A 12,352-nucleotide genomic window follows, 5' to 3' on the forward strand; every position below is an offset into this window, starting at 1 on the left:
GTCAGTCATCGACCCACCCCGGGCTCGGTGACGGCAGTCCGTCAGTACGCCACGGGCAGGGGGTCGAGAGAGCGCCAAATATACCAAGTCGCCACGCTGCAGAACGGGGCCCAGGCTGCGGCCACCTCCCGGGCGTCACTGCGGCTGACCGCCTCACCCGAGAAATAGTTACGACTGATACCGTTGAGCAATCCGATATCGTCCAAGGGCAAGACGTTCGGTCGCATCAGGTGAAAAATCAGGAACATCTCCGCCGTCCAGCGGCCGATGCCCCGGATGCCCACCAGCTCGGCAATGATGGCTTCGTCGTCCATTGCCTTCCAGTCCGCGACACGGATGGCACCGCTGTCGAAATGCAGCGCCAAGTCGACCAGGTATTCCACTTTGCGGGCCGACAACCCTGCGGCACGCATGTCGTCCACCTTCAGCTTGAGTACATTGCCGGGCGTCATGCGCCGGGGCAGCGCCGCGAAGCGTTCCCACACGGACTGTGCGGCCTTGACCGAGATCTGCTGGCCCACGATGCTGCGCGCCAGCGTGACGAAAGCGTCGCCCCGGGTTTCCAGGCAGGCTCCACCATGCTGGGGAATGATGCGCTTCATCACCCGGTCCTTTTTCATCAGGTGCTTGCAGGCCTCGTCCCAATAGACCGGCGTGGCGATCTGCACCGCCTCAGAGCCCGTGGTGGCCGCCACCGAAGACGCGAAGGCCGAGGCGGATTTGTTGGGGGCGTCCGGCTCGTCGGTCTGCTTGGCCTTGGGCGCGGCGCTCATGCCGCCACCTCCCAGGTCGTTCCGGCGGGCGAATCTTTGAGCACGATGCCTTGCGCCAGAAGTTCCTGGCGGATGCGATCGGCCTCGGCGTAGTTCTTCGCGCCCTTGGCGGCGGCGCGCTGGGCGATCAGGCTTTCGATGGCGCTGGCATCCAGCGTGGCGCTGGCGCCGGACTGCAGAAACGCGGCCGGGTCCTCCTGCAGCAGCCCCAGGCAGCCGCCAAGCGCCTTCAACAGCGCCGCCAGGCGGGCCGAGCCGGTCTTGTTGACCTCGCTGGCCAGGTCGAACAGCACGGCCACCGCCTCGGGCGTACCGAAGTCCTCGTCCATCGCGGCCTTGAAGCGGGCGGCGTGGCCCTCCGACCAGTCCACCGTCTGCGGCACCATGGGCGTGGGGGGGGTGGCTTGCAAGGCGGTGTAGAGCCGCTTCAAGGCGCTGCGCGCGTCATCCAGGTGCGCGTCGCTGTAGTTGAGCGGGCTGCGGTAGTGCGCGCGCAGGATGAAGAAGCGCACGGTCTGGGCGTCATACTTCTCCAGCACTTCGCGGATGGTGAAGAAGTTGCCCAGGCTCTTGGACATTTTTTCGTTGTCCACGCGCACGAAGCCGTTGTGCATCCAGTAGCGCGCCATGGCTTGGCCTTGCTGGGGCGTGCCGAACTTGGCACCTTCGCTCTGGGCGATTTCGTTTTCATGGTGGGGGAACTGAAGATCCGCCCCACCGCCGTGGATGTCAAAGCTCTCGCCCAGCAGGGCGCAACTCATGGCCGAGCATTCGATGTGCCAGCCAGGGCGACCCAGGCCATAAGGGCCATCCCACTTGGCTTCGGCGGGCTCGTCCGCCTTCGCGGACTTCCACAGCACGAAGTCCAGCGGGTCCTGCTTGCCATCGAGCACGGCCACCCGCTCACCGGCGCGAAGTTCGTCCAAAGACTTGCCCGACAGCTTGCCGTAGCCCGGAAACTTGCGCACGGAATAGTTGACATCCCCGCCTGCGGACACGCGGTAAGCGAGACCCTGGCGCTCCAGTTGACCGATCAGGTCGAGCATCTGCGGCACATAGTCCATGGCCCGGGGTTCGTGCGTGGGCCGCTCAATGCCCAGGGCGTCCGCGTCCTGGTGCAGCGCCGTGATCATGCGGTCGGTCAGGCCACGGATGGTTTCGCCATTCTTGAGCGCGCGCTGGATGATCTTGTCGTCGATGTCGGTGATGTTGCGCACGTAGGTCACGCGCCAACCGCTGGCCTTGAGCCAGCGCTGCACCACGTCGAAAGCGACCATGGCGCGTGCATGGCCCAGATGACACAGGTCATAGACGGTCATGCCGCAGACATACATGCGGACATGGCCAGGTTCCAAGGAGACAAAAGGCTCCAGCGCACGCGACAGCGTGTTGTAGATGCGGAGAGTCATGTGGCAATCAAAAAAACCGGCGCTCCACTTCGCGAATGAACTTCGTGAAGGCGTGCCGGCTCAAGCAGAGGGTGAACGAGGGTGCCGCGTGAGCGCGGCACTACAATTGCAGGCAGTATAAAGCCCCGGCGTGGCGGCACAGCGCAGGAATTCCCAGGCCCGGCCCGTGAATTGCGATGGCACCGCCCCCGACTGCCGCCCTCCTCGAGCCATCCAACTTCGTGTTTTCCCTGCATTCTGTGCCGCATTCCGCCGTCCGCGCCCTCCGGCTTCCCTTGATCGGCCTGTTCATGGGCCTGGCGCTGTTGACAGCGTCCGTGCCCGCACGCGCCGAAGCGTACGACGAGGTCAACCAGAAATTGCAGGCTGGCCGTTACGCCGAAGCACAAGCTCAGGCTGAGCGCTACCTGCAGGGCAAGCCGCGCGACCCCCAAATGCGCTACCTGCTGGGCTTGGTTCAACGGGGCAGCGGCAAACCCGAGGCGGCCCTTGAGACGTTTCTGCGGTTGACCACGGAGTATCCCGAGCTGCCCGAGCCTCACAACGCTTTGGCCTCGCTCTATGCCGCCCAGGGCGACTACGATCAGGCCCGCCTCTCACTGGAGCGCGCGATCCGCGCCCGACCCGATTACGCGACCGCGCTCGAGAACCTGGGCGACCTGCAGCTGCATCTGGCACAGCAGGCGTATTGCCAGGCCTTGAAGAGCAATCCGCGCAATGCCAAACTGCGTTCGCGCGTCCAGGCCCTCGGCATGCAGTGCCCCTAAAAGATCAACACGAACAACACCAACGCTGCCTTGCCATGCCTTCCAGCCGCCACGTCCACGCCATGAACCACGGACTTCGCCAAGACAGCGCCGATCACACCGGCCAGCTGCCCCGGCGCGTGCACCGTGCCCTGATGATCTCGGTGCTGGCCCTGAGCTGCGCCATGGGAACGCCCGCCGCTCGCGCCAGCGGCGTTGACATTCCGGCCCTGATGGCCGCTGGACAATGGTCACAAGCGCGCGGCGCCGTCGAGCAGCAACTGCAAGCCCGCCCCAAGGACGCACAGCTTCAGCTTTACAAGGGAGTAATCCAGCGCGAAACCGGCCAGCTGCGGGAAGCGCTGGCCACCTTCACGCAGTTGAGTGTCGAGCACCCCAACTTGCCCGAAGCCTGGAACAACCTGGCCGCCGTCCACGCCGCGCTGGGCCAATTCGAGCAGGCTCGCGTGGCACTGGAAAAAGCCCTGCACACGCACCCCAGCTACGCCGCGGCCTACGACAACTTGGGCGCGGTCTACGCACGCCTGGCCAGCCTGGCCTACAGCCGCGCCCTGCTGATCGACGCCGAGGGCGCCGTGCCCAATGCCAAGCCAAGCCCTCAGCAACAAGCGGCCAACGAAGCCTTGAAGCAGTCACTCCAGCAGCCCATGCAACTGGCCTTGTTGCGTGAAGTGCGGGAGTTGCCGGCCGCCTCCGCGCCGCTGCCGGCGGCGACGCCGGTGACGGCCCCGCCCGTGGTGGTGGCCTCGGCGCCCCCGCCTGCGCCGCCGCAGGCTGCGCCCGCGGCATCGACCGCCACGCAAGCCCCCACGTCCTCCGCCGCCCCGAGCTCGCCCACTCCCTCGGCGCCGACCATCGCGCCGAATCCCGTCACGCAGGCCCCGGTCCTCAGGCCTGCGCCAGTGGCACCCCGGGAAACGCAGCCCGCGCCAGCCCCAACCGCGCCCCCGGCCCCCCCACCCTTGCCCAGCACAGCAGCCAGCGCCTCCTCGGCCGAAGAAGCGGCCGTCGCCCAGGCCGTGCGTGCCTGGGCTCAAGCCTGGTCGGACCGCGACATGACGCGCTACCTGGCGGCCTACGCAAGCAACTTCGACACCGGCTCGCAAAGCCGCCCCGTCTGGGAACAGAGCCGGCGCGATCGGATTGTCAGCAAAAGACGCATCAGCGTCGAAGTACAGAGCCTGCAGATCACCGTGAATGGTTCACGCGCGACCGCCAAATTTCTGCAAGACTACAAGGCGGACACACTGGCCGTCGTCAATGGGAAGACTCTGGAGCTGACGCGCACGGCCGACCGCTGGCTGATCGTCAAGGAAAGCGCGGGCAATTGACACCCCCGCCCCACCGCGTGCAAGGAACGTCATGAAGCGAGCCGTCTTCTTCACTCTGCCCCGCGTTGCCGTGCTGGCGCTGGCCGTGCTCGGCCTTTGCACGACCCAGCAAGGACGCGTGCAAGCCCAGACCGTGGCCGCGATCTCCCCGAGCCCGGTGCTGACCTCCGCGGGCTCCAAACTGTCGCCCGAGGCCCGGCTGGTCGATATTTACCGTCTTGTTGGCACCGGCCAGTTGAGCGAGGCGCGCGAGGCCGCGCGACGGCTCTCTCAGGACCACCCGAATTTTCAGCTCGCCCAATTGGTGTACGGAGACCTGCTGTTGGCCCAGGCCCGCGCGCTCAACGGCCTGGGCAATGCCCCCGCGCTGCTGACCACGGGCGTCGGCGCGCAGACCTTGGCCGAGTTGCGACATGAATCCGAGGTCCGTCTGGCTGCGCTGCGCGAGCGCCCCCCGACGGGTGCCGTTCCCACGCAATTCCTCGCGCTGGCACCCAATGTGCGGCATGCGATCGCGGTCGACGCCTCGCGTGCTCGCCTGTACCTGTTCGAGAACCAAGCTTTGCCGAACGAGGGCGCAAGGATGCGCCTGATCGCTGACTACTACGTGTCAGTTGGCAAGTACGGCATCGAAAAAACCACCGAGGGCGACGCCCGCACCCCCCTGGGGGTGTACTTCACGCTGCATCGGCTGGACAAGCGCTCCTTGCCAAACTTTTATGGGGCAGGCGCTCTGCCCATCAATTACCCCAACATCCTGGACCGGCGGCGTGGCAAGACAGGCAGCGGCATTTGGCTGCACGGCACGCCTCCCAACCAGTTCGCGCGCGCGCCCCTGGCCACCAACGGCTGCGTGGTGCTGTCCGACCCGGACCTGGAATACGTGCTGCGCACCGTGGCCCCGAGCACGACACCGGTGGTGATCGCCTCGCGCCTGGAATGGGCGCAACCCACGCAACTGCAAGCCGAGCGCCAGTCCTTCGAATCCGTGCTGGTGGCTTGGCGGCAGGCCAGGACCAGCGGCGACCTTCAACAAATGCTGCGTTTCTACGCCGAGGACTTCACAGGTTTCCGTGGCCGCACGCTGCGGGAGTGGGAGCTGGTGCTGCGCGTCGAGCTGGCGCGCGACGAAGGCCGCGCGATCGAACTGCAAAATCTTTCCTACCTGCGCTGGACGGACGAGGACGACACCATGATCGTCACCTTCGAGGAAGCCTCCGCGCCCAACAGCCAAGACACCCGCCCCGGCGTCGCCAAAGGCCAGGTCAAGCGCCAGTACTGGAGCCGCCAAGGCCAGGAATGGAAAATCATTTTTGAAGGAACCCTCGGATGAAGTCTCGTCGCGTGGCACTGCGCCACCTATCCACCCTGTTCTGCACCTTGGGACTCGCTCTGGGGCCCACTCTTCAATCCGCTCACGCCCAGAGCGCGGCAGCCAAGCCCGCCAGCACCATCAACAAAACCAAAGGAAAGACCTCCATGAGCCACCCTCAAGTCGAACTCACCATCACCGGCTACGGCGTCATCAAGCTTGAACTCGACGCCGAGAAAGCGCCCAAGACCGTCGAGAACTTTCTGGACTATGTGAAGAGTGGTCATTACAGCGGCACGGTTTTCCATCGCGTCATTCCCGGCTTCATGATCCAAGGTGGCGGTTTCGCTCCGGGCATGAACCAGAAGCCGACCGAGCCGCCGATCGAGAACGAAGCCAGCAACGGCCTGAAGAACGACAAATACACCATCGCCATGGCCCGCACGAACGACCCGCATTCGGCGACCGCTCAGTTCTTCATCAACGTCGCGAACAACGAATTCCTCAACCACAAGGCGCCCTCGGGCCAGGGCTGGGGCTACGCTGTCTTCGGCAAGGTGATCGCAGGCCAGGACGTGGTGGACAAGATCGCCGCCGTCAAGACGGGCACCCGCGGCTTCCATGGTGACGTGCCCAAGGAAGACGTGGTGATCGAAAAAGCCACCGCCTTGTGATCTGCCCCTAAGTGAACTCGTTCCAGACCTTCGTCGCTGAAGTCGCCGCGCCCGCGAGCTGGCGGCTTGTCGACTTCATTTCCGACCTCCACCTGCACGGCAGCGAGCCCCGGACCGTGGAGGCCTGGAAACGCTACCTGGCGAGCACGCCTGCAGACGCCATCTTCCTGCTGGGCGATGTGTTCGAAGTCTGGGTCGGGGACGATGCGTTGGATGATCCAGGAACAGATGCGGCCAGCGCCGCGGAGTCCGCTTTCGAGCGCGACTGCATCGCGGCCTTGCTCGCCGCGAGCTCCAACCACGCCCTGTACTTTCTGCATGGCAACCGCGATTTCATGCTTGGGCATGAGGCCGCGAGGCGCGCGGGCATGACCTTGCTGGCCGATCCCAGCGCGCTCGTCTTCGGCGTCGCGCACGGCAAGCCGTCGCGCTGGCTACTCAGCCATGGCGATGCCCTTTGCCTGGACGACCGTGAATACCAGGCGTTTCGCGCGCAGGTGCGTACCGCCGAATGGCAGCGAAACTTTCTGGCGCAACCTCTGGCCCAACGCCGTGCCTTCGCACGCAACCTCCGCGCCCAGAGCGAGGCCCGCAGACAGGCGAGCGCCGCCGCTGGCAACGACTTCAGCGAGACCTATGCCGATGCCGACCCGGCTCTCACGCGCGCCTGGTTGCAGGCCGCGCGCTGCACGAACCTGATCCATGGACACACGCACCGCCCGGCCGACCATCGGCTTGACGAAGGGACCCGCCCCAGCGGTGCCGTCTCGAGCACCCGCCATGTGCTGAGTGACTGGCACTTGGATGGCCCGGGCGCGCCGCGCGCCGAGGTCATGCGTCTGAGTCTGGCCCATGCCGGCAGCGCGGCGCGGGTCAGACGTCTGACGCTGGCCGAGGCCATGGGCACAACCACGCGCGCCAGCTGAGATGGGCTGGCTGGGCTCTCTGCTGAGGCGCCTCCTCAGCTCGTCGGCCCAACGCCGCCCCCGTCGCACCATTCCCGACGCTCTGTGGCAGAACGCCCTGGCAGCCTGTCCCTGGCTGGACGATCGCACGCAATCAGAACGCGCCCGACTGCGCGAACTGTGCGCTCTCTTCCTGGAAGACAAAGAGTTCCATGGCGCGAACGGCCTGAACATCACCGATGCCATGGCCGTGCAGATCGCCGCTCAAGCCTGCCTGCCCGTGCTGGGCTTTGGCACAGGGAGTCTGCCCTTGCGCTGGTACGACGACTTCGTCACCATCGTCGTGCAGCCCGAGGAAGTGTTGGCCCCCCGAACGGTGGTGGACGAAAACGGCGTGGTCCATGAATACGAAGAAGAGCTGGCCGGAGAAGCCATGCCCGAGGGCCCGGTCATGGTGAGCTGGCAGGACGTGCGCACCGCCTCCGATGCCGAGGCCATCGCGCAAGGCTACAACGTGGTGATCCACGAGTTCGTGCACAAGCTGGACCTGCGCGACGGCGTGGCGGACGGCTGCCCACCCCTGCCTTCTGGATTCATGGGCCTGGCGCCACGCGCCGCCCGCCAGCATTGGCAAGACACGCTGGAAGCGGCCTACGACGACTTCAAGGAAGCCTGCATCCGGGCCGACCGTTTTGGCGCGGCCGAGACCTGGCTGGACCCCTATGGCGCGGAACACATCTCCGAGTTCTTCGCGGTGGCCAGCGAGGCGTATTTCGTCAACCGGGCCCGTTTTACGCGGGAACACCCCACGCTGCTGGCGCTGTTCGACGCCTTCTACCGCCCCGGGGCCTAGGGACTGTTCACACCAATTTCCCGAGCGCGAACGCCTCAATCCTGAGGCACTCCCACGGCTGTTGGGCTGCTGGCGTTCACGCCGTGGCCCCATCACCCACCGGGCTGCCCTGCAGCCGATGGAGCGCGGCAGGCCCGCTGACCCGCATGATGTCGATGAAACTGCGCAGGCGAGCAGGATGCAGGCGCGCCTGTGGGTAGACCAGATGCACCGGCAGCGGATCGGCCTGCCACTGCGGCACAACGTGCACGAGCCGGCCTGCCCGCAGATCCTCCTGCACGGCCCACGCCGAAGCGACCGCCAGTCCCAGCCCTTCCACGGCGGCGCTGCGCAAGGCGTACAGGCCGTCAGTGGACAGACGCGGCTGGATGTCAATGCGCGCCACCTCGTCTGGACCCAAGCGCGTGAGGCTGATGTCGTTGCGATAGAAGGTGCGCAAGGCCAGCCAGGGCAGGCGCGTCAGTTCGGCCGGATGGGTGGGCAAGGCAGCTTCGAACAGGGACGGTGCGCCCACCACGATGCGAGGCACCTCGCCCATCGGCAGGGCCACCACCGAAGGGTCCTGCACACCCCCGACCCGAATGGCGCAATCCACGCCCTCGGCGATGAAGTCGGGCATGCGGTCATGCAGCAGCCACTCGACCCGCATCTTGGGGTAACGCCGCAGGTAGTCCGCCAGGGGCGCCACCAGCTGCTGTTGCCCGAAGGCATGCGGCGCAACCACGCGCAGCGTGCCCGCCGGTTCTTCTCCCGCGCCGCGCGTCTCGCTCTCGAAGGCGTGCCAGCTGGAGATCAGGTCCTTGGCACGTGCATAGCAACGTTGGCCATCCTCGGTCAGGCGCATGGCGTGGGTGGTGCGCTGCAGCAAGCGCACGCCCATGGTGCGCTCCAGGGCCTGCAGGCGTCGGCTGATCGTGGGTTGCGTGCTTCCGAGTTGGTCAGCCGCCGCCGACAGGCTGCCAGCCTCAACGATGCGCACAAAGGTTTCGATCAGCAGCATCCGGTCGGTGCCGGGTGGCAGCGAATTGGCCTCGATATTCATGCATAAATCGTATAACCAATCTTCTTGGAAAGCCATAACCAAGCTCGTTTCATTGAGAAAAAATCAGGTCACTCCGAAAAAAACTGGGAAATCCCGATGAATACCATTCAAGAAACGTATGAAAAAAGGAACGACAGCCTCTCCTCGGACCGAGTGTTCCTGCTGGCCCTGGGTGCCGGTCTGGCGGCAGCGTCCATCTACTACAGCCAGCCCCTGCTCGGCGTCCTGGGCACGGATTTGCAGACCTCGGCCGAAGCGGTCGGCTGGGTCCCCACCCTGACGCAGTTCGGTTACGCCCTGGGCATCCTGCTGCTGGCGCCCCTGGGGGATCGCTACGACCGGCGACGCGTCATCGCGGTCAAGGCCGGCCTGCTGGGTGCCGCCTTGCTGCTCTCCGCCCTCTCGCCCACGCTGGGCGTGCTGCTGGTGGCCAGCCTGGCGCTGGGCCTGGTGGCCACGCTGGCGCAGGACATCGTGCCCGCCGCGGCCACGCTCGCGCCCGAGGAGCGACGCGGCCGTGTCGTCGGCACAGTGATGACCGGTCTGCTCCTGGGCATTCTTCTGTCGCGTGTGATCAGTGGTTTCGTGGCCGAACACTTCGGGTGGCGTACCGTGTTCGCCGCGGCCGCGGCCGCCGTGTTGCTGCTGGGCCTGACCCTGTGGCGTGCACTGCCGCCCTTCGCGCCCACGTCCCGCCTCCCCTATGGCCAGCTCATCGGTTCGCTGCTGCAGCTGTGGCGGCAGTACCCGGAACTGCGCCGCGCGGCGCTGGCCCAGGGCTTGCTGTCGGTGGCCTTCAGCGCCTTCTGGTCCACCATGGCGGTCATGCTGCATGGCGCGCCTTACCACCTGGGCACCAGCGCGGCAGGGGCCTTCGGCCTGGCAGGCGCGGCCGGAGCCCTGGCCGCGCCGCTGGCGGGGCGTTATGCCGATCGGCACGGCCCGGCCCGTGTCAGCCTCGCGGGCGCGGCGCTCACTGCCCTGTCGTTCGCGGCGATGTTCTTCCTGCCCGCGCTGTCGCCGCACCACGCACTGTGGCTGATCGCCGCCAGCACCGTGGGTTTCGACCTCGGCATCCAGGTCTCGCTGATCGCGCACCAGACCATCGTCTACAGCCTGGACCCCACCGCGCGCAGCCGGCTCAACGCCGTGCTGCTGTCCTCCACCTTTGTCGGCATGTCGATGGGGGCGGCGCTCGGCAATGCCTTGCTGGCTCAGGCTGGCTGGACCGGCGTGACCGCCCTGGCGGTGATCGCCGCAATGGGCGCCTGCGTCCTGCGTCTGAGAGCGCCGAGGCATGCGCGCACGCTGAAGCACAACGACTGACAGTCCTGCCCTGCGCGCCGGGCATGCAAAGCGGAACCCCGGCGACGGCCTCACCCAACCGTCGCCTTGTCCACTTCCTCCAGGGTCGTCAGCCCTTGCAGCACTTTGAGCAGGCCATCGTGGCGCATCGAACGGAAACCGCCCTGGCGTGCCGCGCGCTGGATCTCCATCAGAGACTGCTGCCGCGAGATCAGATCGCGGATGAGGTCCGTCAGCATAAAAACTTCATGGATACCCATGCGCCCGGCATACCCGCTGCCATGGCAACGTCGGCACCCTCGTCCGCGGCAGAAATGGACCCGCGCGTCACCCCGGTTGTGGAAGATCCGGTCCAGAACGTCGGCGCTCGGTTCATAGCGCTCCTTGCAATGCGGGCAGATGCGACGCACCAAGCGCTGGGCGAGCACGCCGATGACGGAGGGTGCCACCAGGAAGGGTGGCACCCCCATATCGACCAATCGGGTGACGGCCTGCGCGGCACTGTTGGTGTGCAGGGTCGCCATGACCAAATGGCCGGTAAGGGCTGCCTGGGTGGCGATGCGCGCGGTCTCCAGATCACGGATCTCGCCGATCAGCAACACCTCTGGGTCCTGCCGCAAGACGGCGCGCAGCACCTGCGCGAAATCCAGACCGATGGCTGCGTGGGTCTGGATCTGGGTGACGCCATCAATCCGCAGTTCCACCGGGTCCTCCACCGTGACGATGTTGACCTCGGGCTTGTGCAGTCGCGCCAGCGCCGCGTAGAGCGTGGTGGTCTTGCCCGAGCCCGTGGGCCCGGTCACGAGCAAGACGCCGTGCGGGCGCTGGATCAGCTGCTCCAGCAAATCCTGGTTGCGCGACGAAAACCCAAGTTCGTCGATGGGTGTGACGCGCTGGTCGGACGAACCCACCGCGCGCAAGACGGCCTTCTCTCCAAACACGCTGGGCACGATGGAGAGGCGGAAATCGTGGCTGCGTCCTTTTTGAACCAAGCTGACGCGGCCATCTTGAGGCCGCCTTTTCTCAGCGAAATCCAGACTCGCAATCAGCTTCAAGTGCGAAAGCAGGGGCGCGAGCAGGTCTTTGTCCAGCACCAGCCGGGTCTGCAGCAAGCCATCGATGCGAAAGCGCAAGGCCAGGGCGTTCGCCATGGGCTGAAGGTGGAGGTCGCTCGCGCGGTGCTTCAGGCTGTAGAGCAGCAAACCGCGCACCAGCTCTCCCGCGCCCGACACCGAGGCGGATGCCACGGGGTTCGATGCCCCCATCGCCGGCGACGACGCGATGGCCCCGCGCGGAGGGCGGCCGAGCTCCTGACTGATCTTGCGTGCCAAAGTGACCAGGCCCGCACGGTCGGTGTAGTGAACTTCAATGCCGTTCTCGATGTCCTGCGTGAAGGCGAAATCCGCCTGCACGGTGTCCACGGAACTTGCCGATGGCCCAGCGGCGACGGCGCGCTCGACTTCGGCCACCACGCCAAGATCCTCGGGCCGCGCCAGGGCCACCCTCAGCGTGCGCTGGGTGAGTTGCAAGGGCAGGCACTGCAAACGGCGTGAGGCTTCCGCGCTGATGCAGGCCAGGGCCTCGGGCTGCACCCCGGCCCGGTCCAGCAACACGGCCTCCTTGTCGATGCTGGCCGCGTAGCGTTGCGCCAAGCGGGCTTTGAGTCCCGGTGATTCGAGCGCGCTGTGAAGGTGGGTGGACAGCTCAAGGTGCCGCGCACCGAACATCAGCTGCAGACCATCGGCCTCCTTGTCGTTCGCGATGCCGGCCTCGACCAGGCCTTGCACGAAGGAGGACCTAGCCATGGTCATTGCCCTGAACCGCGCCCGGGGAACCGACGACGGGCCCCTGATCGGACGGCGGCGGTTCGAAGGAATCGCTGCGCACGAAGGCCAACGTGGCCGGTTTCTCCTGCCCGGCCAGTTCTCGCAAGAGCTCTTGCAGGTCGAACCGGTGATCCGGCGGCGGCTCCCGTGACTGA

12 protein-coding genes are annotated in these 12,352 nt (G+C 66.2%); 8 read left to right on the forward strand and 4 right to left on the reverse strand.

What is annotated here, in order from left to right:
* Nucleotides 1-41: 41 nt before the first annotated feature.
* Both ACLBKS_RS12880 and cysS read right to left on the reverse strand, forming a co-directional pair.
* The gene (locus ACLBKS_RS12880) at nucleotides 42-773 is read right to left on the reverse strand and encodes a DNA-3-methyladenine glycosylase family protein (RefSeq protein WP_410193202.1); all 732 of its coding nucleotides are present in this window, start codon (nucleotides 771-773) and stop codon (nucleotides 42-44) included.
* A complete protein-coding gene (cysS, locus tag ACLBKS_RS12885; RefSeq protein WP_410193203.1) occupies nucleotides 770-2,182 on the reverse strand; it encodes a cysteine--tRNA ligase in 1,413 nt (470 codons plus the stop codon). Before cysS ends, ACLBKS_RS12880 begins: the two co-directional genes overlap by 4 nt.
* A 239-nt stretch (nucleotides 2,183-2,421) precedes the next feature.
* Between cysS and ACLBKS_RS12890 the strand changes: the two genes are divergently transcribed.
* From ACLBKS_RS12890 to ACLBKS_RS12915, 6 genes are all read left to right on the forward strand, one after another.
* Nucleotides 2,422-2,949, forward strand: coding sequence for a tetratricopeptide repeat protein (locus ACLBKS_RS12890; protein WP_410193204.1), 528 nt, complete (start codon nucleotides 2,422-2,424; stop codon nucleotides 2,947-2,949).
* Between the two features lie 62 nt (nucleotides 2,950-3,011).
* Complete coding sequence (locus ACLBKS_RS12895) at nucleotides 3,012-4,280, forward strand: tetratricopeptide repeat protein (RefSeq protein ID WP_410193205.1); 1,269 nt, start codon at nucleotides 3,012-3,014, stop codon at nucleotides 4,278-4,280.
* A 31-nt stretch (nucleotides 4,281-4,311) separates the two neighbouring features.
* Complete coding sequence (locus tag ACLBKS_RS12900; RefSeq protein WP_410193206.1) at nucleotides 4,312-5,613, forward strand: murein L,D-transpeptidase family protein; 1,302 nt, start codon at nucleotides 4,312-4,314, stop codon at nucleotides 5,611-5,613.
* Between the two features lie 146 nt (nucleotides 5,614-5,759).
* Nucleotides 5,760-6,266, forward strand: coding sequence for a peptidylprolyl isomerase (locus ACLBKS_RS12905; RefSeq protein WP_410193207.1), 507 nt, complete (start codon nucleotides 5,760-5,762; stop codon nucleotides 6,264-6,266).
* An 11-nt stretch (nucleotides 6,267-6,277) separates the two neighbouring features.
* Complete coding sequence (locus ACLBKS_RS12910; RefSeq protein WP_410193208.1) at nucleotides 6,278-7,192, forward strand: UDP-2,3-diacylglucosamine diphosphatase; 915 nt, start codon at nucleotides 6,278-6,280, stop codon at nucleotides 7,190-7,192.
* Nucleotide 7,193: 1 nt separating this feature from the next.
* Entirely contained in the window at nucleotides 7,194-8,024 is an 831-nt protein-coding gene (locus ACLBKS_RS12915) for a zinc-dependent peptidase (RefSeq protein ID WP_410193209.1), read from the forward strand.
* 76 nt (nucleotides 8,025-8,100) lie between these two features.
* On the opposite strand, the gene ACLBKS_RS12920 is transcribed toward ACLBKS_RS12915, so the two are convergent.
* Nucleotides 8,101-9,066: a LysR family transcriptional regulator gene (locus ACLBKS_RS12920; protein WP_410193210.1), complete on the reverse strand. Its 966-nt coding sequence runs from the start codon at nucleotides 9,064-9,066 to the stop codon at nucleotides 8,101-8,103.
* A 96-nt stretch (nucleotides 9,067-9,162) separates the two neighbouring features.
* Between ACLBKS_RS12920 and ACLBKS_RS12925 the strand changes: the two genes are divergently transcribed.
* Nucleotides 9,163-10,392 (forward strand): MFS transporter, encoded by a 1,230-nt coding sequence (locus ACLBKS_RS12925; protein WP_410193211.1) that lies wholly within the window; start codon nucleotides 9,163-9,165, stop codon nucleotides 10,390-10,392.
* A 50-nt stretch (nucleotides 10,393-10,442) separates the two neighbouring features.
* Here the strand turns inward: ACLBKS_RS12925 and ACLBKS_RS12930 are convergent, their stop codons facing one another.
* Entirely contained in the window at nucleotides 10,443-12,176 is a 1,734-nt protein-coding gene (locus tag ACLBKS_RS12930; protein WP_410193212.1) for a GspE/PulE family protein, read from the reverse strand.
* On the opposite strand from ACLBKS_RS12930, the gene ACLBKS_RS12935 reads away from it, so the two are divergent.
* On the forward strand, nucleotides 12,175-12,348 hold the full coding sequence (locus ACLBKS_RS12935; protein WP_410193213.1) for a hypothetical protein: 174 nt from the start codon (nucleotides 12,175-12,177) through the stop codon (nucleotides 12,346-12,348). The two genes, ACLBKS_RS12930 and ACLBKS_RS12935, sit on opposite strands and share 2 nt — an antisense overlap.
* The last annotated feature ends 4 nt before the right edge of the window (nucleotides 12,349-12,352 follow it).

This window comes from Hylemonella sp. W303a, assembly GCF_046452315.1.
Classification (GTDB): Bacteria; Pseudomonadota; Gammaproteobacteria; order Burkholderiales; family Burkholderiaceae_C; genus Hylemonella.

Excerpts from the sequence above, each read along its gene's own strand:
- ACLBKS_RS12930 (WP_410193212.1), bottom strand. The coding sequence starts at position 12,176 with ATGGCTAGGTCCTCCTTCGTGCAAGGCCTGGTCGAGGCCGGCATCGCG.
- ACLBKS_RS12900 (WP_410193206.1), top strand. The coding sequence starts at position 4,312 with ATGAAGCGAGCCGTCTTCTTCACTCTGCCCCGCGTTGCCGTGCTGGCG.
- ACLBKS_RS12920 (WP_410193210.1), bottom strand. The coding sequence starts at position 9,066 with ATGAATATCGAGGCCAATTCGCTGCCACCCGGCACCGACCGGATGCTG.
- ACLBKS_RS12880 (WP_410193202.1), bottom strand. The coding sequence starts at position 773 with ATGAGCGCCGCGCCCAAGGCCAAGCAGACCGACGAGCCGGACGCCCCC.
- ACLBKS_RS12915 (WP_410193209.1), top strand. The coding sequence starts at position 7,194 with ATGGGCTGGCTGGGCTCTCTGCTGAGGCGCCTCCTCAGCTCGTCGGCC.
- cysS (WP_410193203.1), bottom strand. The coding sequence starts at position 2,182 with ATGACTCTCCGCATCTACAACACGCTGTCGCGTGCGCTGGAGCCTTTT.
- ACLBKS_RS12905 (WP_410193207.1), top strand. The coding sequence starts at position 5,760 with ATGAGCCACCCTCAAGTCGAACTCACCATCACCGGCTACGGCGTCATC.
- ACLBKS_RS12895 (WP_410193205.1), top strand. The coding sequence starts at position 3,012 with ATGAACCACGGACTTCGCCAAGACAGCGCCGATCACACCGGCCAGCTG.
- ACLBKS_RS12935 (WP_410193213.1), top strand. The coding sequence starts at position 12,175 with ATGGTCATTGCCCTGAACCGCGCCCGGGGAACCGACGACGGGCCCCTG.
- ACLBKS_RS12925 (WP_410193211.1), top strand. The coding sequence starts at position 9,163 with ATGAATACCATTCAAGAAACGTATGAAAAAAGGAACGACAGCCTCTCC.